This is a genomic window from Frankia canadensis, assembly GCF_900197875.1.
Classification (GTDB): Bacteria; Actinomycetota; Actinomycetes; order Frankiales; family Frankiaceae; genus Frankia; species Frankia canadensis.
This window is the reverse complement of the sequence record NZ_FZMO01000227.1, coordinates 1-6,120: the sequence shown is the minus strand read 5'-3', so window position 1 is coordinate 6,120 and position 6,120 is coordinate 1. Positions and strand designations below refer to the sequence as shown.

Annotated in this window: 3 protein-coding genes and 1 pseudogene; all 4 read right to left on the bottom strand. The window is 74.8% G+C overall.

The window, feature by feature from the left end:
- Positions 1–794 (bottom strand): phosphoribosyltransferase domain-containing protein (locus C1A33_RS18495; RefSeq protein ID WP_207770369.1); only part of this gene is annotated, 794 nt, incomplete at its 3' end.
- Entirely contained in the window at positions 791–2,005 is a 1,215-nt protein-coding gene (locus C1A33_RS18490) for an HpcH/HpaI aldolase/citrate lyase family protein (protein ID WP_101832725.1), read from the bottom strand. The genes C1A33_RS18490 and C1A33_RS18495, both read right to left, overlap by 4 nt.
- Before the next feature lie 325 nt (positions 2,006–2,330).
- Positions 2,331–4,208, bottom strand: a complete 1,878-nt coding sequence (locus C1A33_RS18485) for a glycosyl hydrolase (RefSeq protein WP_101832724.1) — start codon at positions 4,206–4,208, stop codon at positions 2,331–2,333.
- A 562-nt stretch (positions 4,209–4,770) separates the two neighbouring features.
- Positions 4,771–6,120: pseudogene (locus tag C1A33_RS18480) on the bottom strand (hypothetical protein); the annotation flags it as partial.

Below are 6,120 nucleotides of genomic sequence, written 5' to 3'. Positions count from 1 at the left end.
GGTCGCGGGGCGAGGCGGGCGCGGACGGCGGCGGCGCGCGCGGTGATGTCGGCGGGCACCGCGACGGTGGCCTCGATCAGGGCGACGACGTCGATCCGCACGCCGAGGTCGGCGGCGAGGTCGGCGAACGCGGCTCGGGCCGGCGCCGGTCGGGCGTCGACCAACGACGCGACGACGTAGTGGCCGCGCGGCGCGTGGTCGTGCAGGATCTGGATCGTGCCGAGCGCGGTGCGCCCGGTCGACAGCTCGTCGTCGACGAGCACGATCGGCCGCGGCGCGCGCAGGATCGCCGGGTCGGCCGGGACCAGCCAGTGGTGCGAGGCGTGGGAGTGCGACTCGGTGAACTCCAGCACCGGCGGTACCCCGGGCAGCTCGCGCCGGGTGGTGTGCAGGTAATGGCTGCCCGCCAGGCCGTCGGCGACCGTGTGCCCGAGCGCCGTCGCCGTCTCGCAGTAGCCGATGACCAGCGGGCCGTCCGCGGCCTGGCCGGCGTCCGCGTCGGCGCCCTGGTCGTCGTCGAGGCCCGGCAGCGCGCGGACGAGGCGGGCGAGCGCCGACCCGGCCGCGAGCGCCTCGGCGGGGGCGACCGGCAGGTGCTTGCCGAGCACCCGGCTGACCAGCAGGTGGGCGCGGCGCGGGTTGCGCCGCAGCGCGAGCCCGACCAGGGCGTCCAGGCCGCCGCCGACCGCGTCGGCCGTCACCTCGACGGTGAGCCCGAGCTCCGTCCACAACCAGCCCTGACGCGGCGGGGCCTGGACGCCGGGTGGGCCGTCCGGCCCGGTACGCGGCGTCACCCGGCCACCTGCGTTCCGTCGGCACGGGCGGCCTGGCTCGCGGCGAGCACCTCGACGAACGTGTCGCCCTCGCGCAGCACGCCGAACGCCCGGGCCCGGCGCAGCACCGCCTGCGCCCAGGCCCGGTGCGGGCCCAGCTCGTTCATCTTGTTCGCGTAGCTGCTCGGGCGGACCCCGCCGGCGTCCCCGTCGAGGATCGCCTCGGCGTCGGCGTACTCCTCCTGGCTGACGACGTGCAGGGCGTGCACGGCCGGGATGTGGCTGGGATGGATCACCGTCTTGCCGATCAGGCCGTTGGCCCGGTCCAGGACGACCTCGCGGATCAGCCGGTCGAGGTCGGAGGAGACGAGGGCGCTGCGCATCCGGATCGCCTCCTCCCGGCCGTCGACCCGCTCGGCCTGCGCGAACGGGGTCACCCGCAGCGAGGAGACGAACAGCCGCTCCGGCTGGGCGAAGTACTCCCACACGGGGCCGGTGACGATGTGCTCGCCGCCGCGGGCGCAGATGTTGACGATGTCCGCGATGCAGTCGCGCACCACGGCGATGTCGTAGATCGTCAGGTCCCGGTCGCGGCGAAGGCCGAACAGGCCGCACAGGTCGGTGGCACCCAGCCGGATCGCGAGCACCTGGTCGGCGTGCTTGTCGACCAGGCGGCGCACGGCGCACAGCGCGTCGACCCGGGTCTCCCGGTTGATCACCGGCGGGCTCTCCAGGACCGGCATCGCCCACAGTGGCCGGCCGATCATCTCCGACGCCCGCAGGACGGCCGACAGCCCCGCCTCGCCGCCCTCCTCCTCGAACTTCGGCAGCACGAACCCGGCCAGGCAGCCCGCCCCCGCCGGGCCCAGCCGGGCGACCAGGTCGGGGATCTGGGCGACGGCCCGCACCCGGACGAACAGCTGCGGCACCCCGGCGCCGGAGCGCGGCGGGTCGCCGGCGAGTTCCCGCAGCGCCGCGACGACGTTCGCCTCGGCGGCGGCGACCTCGGTGTCGGCGATCGAGTCCTCGAGGCACAGCACCATCGACGTCACCCCGGCGGCGGTCTGACGATGCACGTCGCGGGCCAGGTGCGGCCGGGTGCCGGGGGCGTAGAGCGTCGCGCCGAGGGCGGTCGCCAACAGCCGTCGGTCACCGTCGCCGGGGATCTCCTCCGGCGGGCGGTGGAACAGGGTGTCGATCGTCTCGGTGTCGAGGAAGGCGAAATGGCGCAAGCGACGGTCCCCTCGTCCAGACGCGGCGGCGCCGTCCGACCAGCGTCCCGGCTGGCCGCACGCCCGGCCTCCCGGTGGCCGGGTGGGTCGGACGAGATCGTGAAGATCGTGAAACGTCGCCTTTCGGGTGACGGTACCTGGCCGGGGGCGCCTGACGACAGACAATGACATGCGTCAGTTCGCCGACACCGAGTAGTCGCCATTCCGTCATCGGCAGTCCGCTCACCTGCGGGTTCGTTGTCGCGCGGCTCGCGACCACGGCACCGGTCCACGGCATGGCGAAGGGCCGGGACGCGCGTCCCGGCCCTTCGGGCATCGGCGGGGCTCAGGCGGCGCCGAACAGCTTCTTGTACTCGGCGGCCGACTTCGGGTTCTGGCCGCCGTTCGTGATCGTGGAGCAGACGTTGCCCGGCGTCGGGTCGGCGAAGTACGCGTCGTAGCCCATCACGTCACTGGCGGCCTTGAACGTCTCGAACATCTTCTGGATGTAGAACGGGTTGTCGCCACCGCCGTTGCCGGAGCAGGACGCCACCCCCCACTCGCCGACGCCGACCTTCTTGCCGTGCTCCCGGGCGAACCGGATCACGTAGCACAGGCCGTTGACGTCCTCGCACTGCTTGTTCCACGTCGCCTCGTCGCTCGACGGGGGGAAGTGGTCGTAGGAGTCGATGCCGACGTAGTCGACGTACTCGTCGCCGGGGTAGGCGCTCCACGGGCTGTTACCCGAGGGCACCGGCGAGTTGTGAGCGTTGAACGTCCAGTCGATCTTGACCTGCGGGTCGGTCGACCTGATCGCGGCCGAGATCTTCTGGAAGCAGGTGCGGAACGTCGTCGCGTCGGCGTCCGTGTGCCAGTACATGAACGTGCCGTTGAACTCCCAGCCGATGCGGACGATGGAGTCGGCCCGGCCGTGCTGCACCAGGAAGCTGCCGAACTTCGCCCACTGGGAGTCGTAGGCGCCCTTCGCGCACTCGCCGTTGCTGCCCTGGCCCTTCGGATAGGTCGGCTGGCTGATCACCAGCTTGCCCGCGAAGCCCTTGAAGACGTCGACCGGCCAGGTCGGCTCGACGAGCCCACCCCAGCCGGACGTGCGGTCCGTGTAGACGTGGACGAGGTCGTTGGCCCGGCCGCGCCAGTTGCCGAAGTCCTGCAGCGGCCCGAGCGTGTGCGCCTGGAAGCCGGACAGCCACGGCAGGCCGGACTGCGGCCCGGCACCGTCGATGTCGGCCGTGCCGCCGGCGGCCGGGCTGGCGCTGGGGGTGGCACCGGTGCCCGGGGTCTGGGTGACCGGCGGCAGCGAGGGCAGGGCGGTGCCCGACGGGGTCGGTGAGGTGACGTTCGGGGTGGCGGTCAGCGGCGTCGCCGTCGCGCGGATCGACGAGGGGCTCGGCGTCACCGACCCGGCGCCGTGGCGCGGCCACGGGGACCGGGCGGCGCTCGGGCTCGGCGAGACCGGGGTCGAGACCGGGGTCGGGGCCGGGGTCACCGCGGGCACGCCGCTGGCCGGCGAGGCGCTGGCCGTGGGACTCGGCGTCGCGCCGGTCGAGGCGGTGGAGCCGCTGCCGGTGCTGCCCACCGGCAGGTTCGGCAGCGGCGGCGACTGGAAGCCCTGCGCCGCGGCCTCCGGGCCGGTCACGTTGAGGGCGTCGGAGGCGCTGAGGCCGCCCTGGGTCGCCTTCACGTCGACCTTGCCGTTGAAGTCGGCGGGCACCCGGAAGCCGAGAATGAACCGACCGTCACCGTCGGCCTTGATCAACGCGCTGCCGCCGAGCTTCTCCGTCTGGGCGGCGACGGTGACATCCGTGGCGGGGGTGAAGTCGCGCCCGCCGACGAGGACGATGTCCTGGTCGAACAGCACGAGCGTCACGCGGCTGCGCGACTGCGGGGTCATCGTCGTCAGCGGGACGCCCGGCTGCGGCTGGGCGGAGGCGCCCGCCGAGCCCGGGCTCGCGCTCGGCGACGGCGTGCCCTGCGGGCTGGGCGACGGGCTCGGCGACTCGGTCGCGGCGTTGGCCAGTGGGGTCACCGCCTGCAGCAGCCCGGCGACGAAGACCGAGACCAGGCCGAGCCGAGCGCAGGTGCGGACCGGTCGGTGCGGGCGCCGGCAGGCGGCGGGTCGTGATCGGGACAGACGTGATCGGTACAGGAGTGTGCCCGGACGGCCGACCGGAGGGGTTGGTCGGCGACGAGTGGTCGAGGCCATGCTCGCGCGCTGCCTTTCGAAGAGGGCGTGACACAACACACCCGCCGCTCGCGCCGCCAGTCGACTACAGAGCCGCGCCGGATCACGACCGCCTGACGAAACGTCCCCTCCGAACAGGCCGCAGGACGCGACCGCTCAGCGCTCCATCAGGTCCGGCGGCACCTCACGGCGCCGCCACCCGGGCTGCCACCGCCGCCCGGACGTGAAGCCGACCGACCCAGGCCACGCGACCGGGACGGACCGACAGGTGCTCCGGCCCGACGTCGAACACCCATCAGGCCGGTACTGGAACTACGCGTGATGGAACCAATCGTAAGGGGAGTACCGCCGACGAGGAACAGCACCAGGATGAATACTTTCCGTGGTAGTGCCATCATTGAGGATCCGGTGCGACATCGCCGCCAATGAGCCACCTAAAGCCAACGGTTAATCAACCGGACACCAAAGTGGCCTTGGTGGAGGCAGCCCGGACGGGTGTCCCCACGGCCACCCGTTGCTGGCCAACGGCCCGCGGCGGCCCGGCCGCGCGCCCCTGCCAGGGCGGCCGGGCGGTCGCGCGGGTTCAGCGGACGACCAGGTCCTCGTCGGCCGGATGGGTGACGGACCAGCCGGTGGGATGCACCAGGGCGGGCAGCAGCCGCACGCCCCACGGCAACTGCGCGCCGTCGAGGGTGACATCGATGGTCCTGGTGACGGCCTGGTTGACGGAGGCGAGCCGAGACAGCTCGTGCGCCTCGGCGGCCGCCCGCGGCGGCGCGGTGCCCGGCCGCGCGAACAGGATCAGCTCACCTACCGGACCAGAGGCGTGCACCTGGACCCGCATGGTGCGCCGCCGCCAGCCGGACCGGCTGACGGTGTAGGTCACCGTGGGCTGGATCAGCGGGACCTCGCCCGCCTCGACGCTCCCACCGCCCAGCGGCAGGCCCGCCGGGACGGCCGGCGCGGCGCCGTTCGACAGGCTGGGGCTCAGCACGGCCGGGTTCCCCAACACGGCCGGATTCCCCTGGACCACGGGGCTCGCCAGGACAGCGGGGCTCCCCAGGACAGCGGGGTTCGGCAGGCCGGGGACGGCGGCCGCCGGCGCGCCGGCCCCGGCCGCGACCGGCCCGGTGGGACCGACCGGCATCCCGGTACCCGCGGGCAGCCGCGTCGCCCCGGTAGCCCCCGGCCCCACCGGCGCCCCCGGGCCTGCCGGCATTCCCGGGACCGCGGGTCCGCCGGGAACGACCAGAGCCCCGGTACTGCCGGGATGTGGGCCCGCGGAAGCGCCGGAGGCGGGACCGCCCGCGTTGAACGACGCCCGGCCGGGCTCGCCGGGCATCCCCACCACCAGCGGGTGGCTCGGAACGCCCGCCGGCCCGGCAGCGGCGGGCACGGTGCCGGCGTACCCGCTCGGACCATGCCCCGGCTGGCCCGCCGGGCCCGCGGGCGCGACCGGCCAGGGCTGGCCCGCGGGTCCGGTCTGGGCCGCCGCGGGCTGGCCGCCCGGCGTGAGCGGCGCGCCCTGCGGGCGGGCCAGCGGGCCGGACGCGGAATGGTCGATCAACGGGCTCGGGGCGGGATGGTCGCCGAGCGGCCGCGGGGTGGGATGGTCGAGGTGGCCCAGGTGCCAGGCCCCGGTGGCGGGCTCGCCCGGGCGGGCGCCGACCGGGACCGGCAGCGGCAGCGCCCCGGTGCGGGGCTGGGCGGGCCCGCCCAGCGGATGGGCGGCGGTGATCGGGTCGAGGCCGGCGGCCGCCGCGGCGCGGGGCGTTCTCGGCCCCATGGCGCCGCCCGCCGCGCCGATGGCGTACGCGCCTGTCCCGGCACCGGGCATCGGGTACGGCCCGGTGCCGTGCGGGCCCGTGCCGTACGAGCCGGCGGCGGGGAGTTGCTGGTCGTCGACCCGGCCGAGGTCGACGATGATCTGGTC

What these genes read in the sequence shown, in the direction of transcription:
- C1A33_RS18485 (WP_101832724.1), bottom strand. Translation starts at nt 4,208, where the DNA reads ATGGCCTCGACCACTCGTCGCCGACCAACCCCTCCGGTCGGCCGTCCG.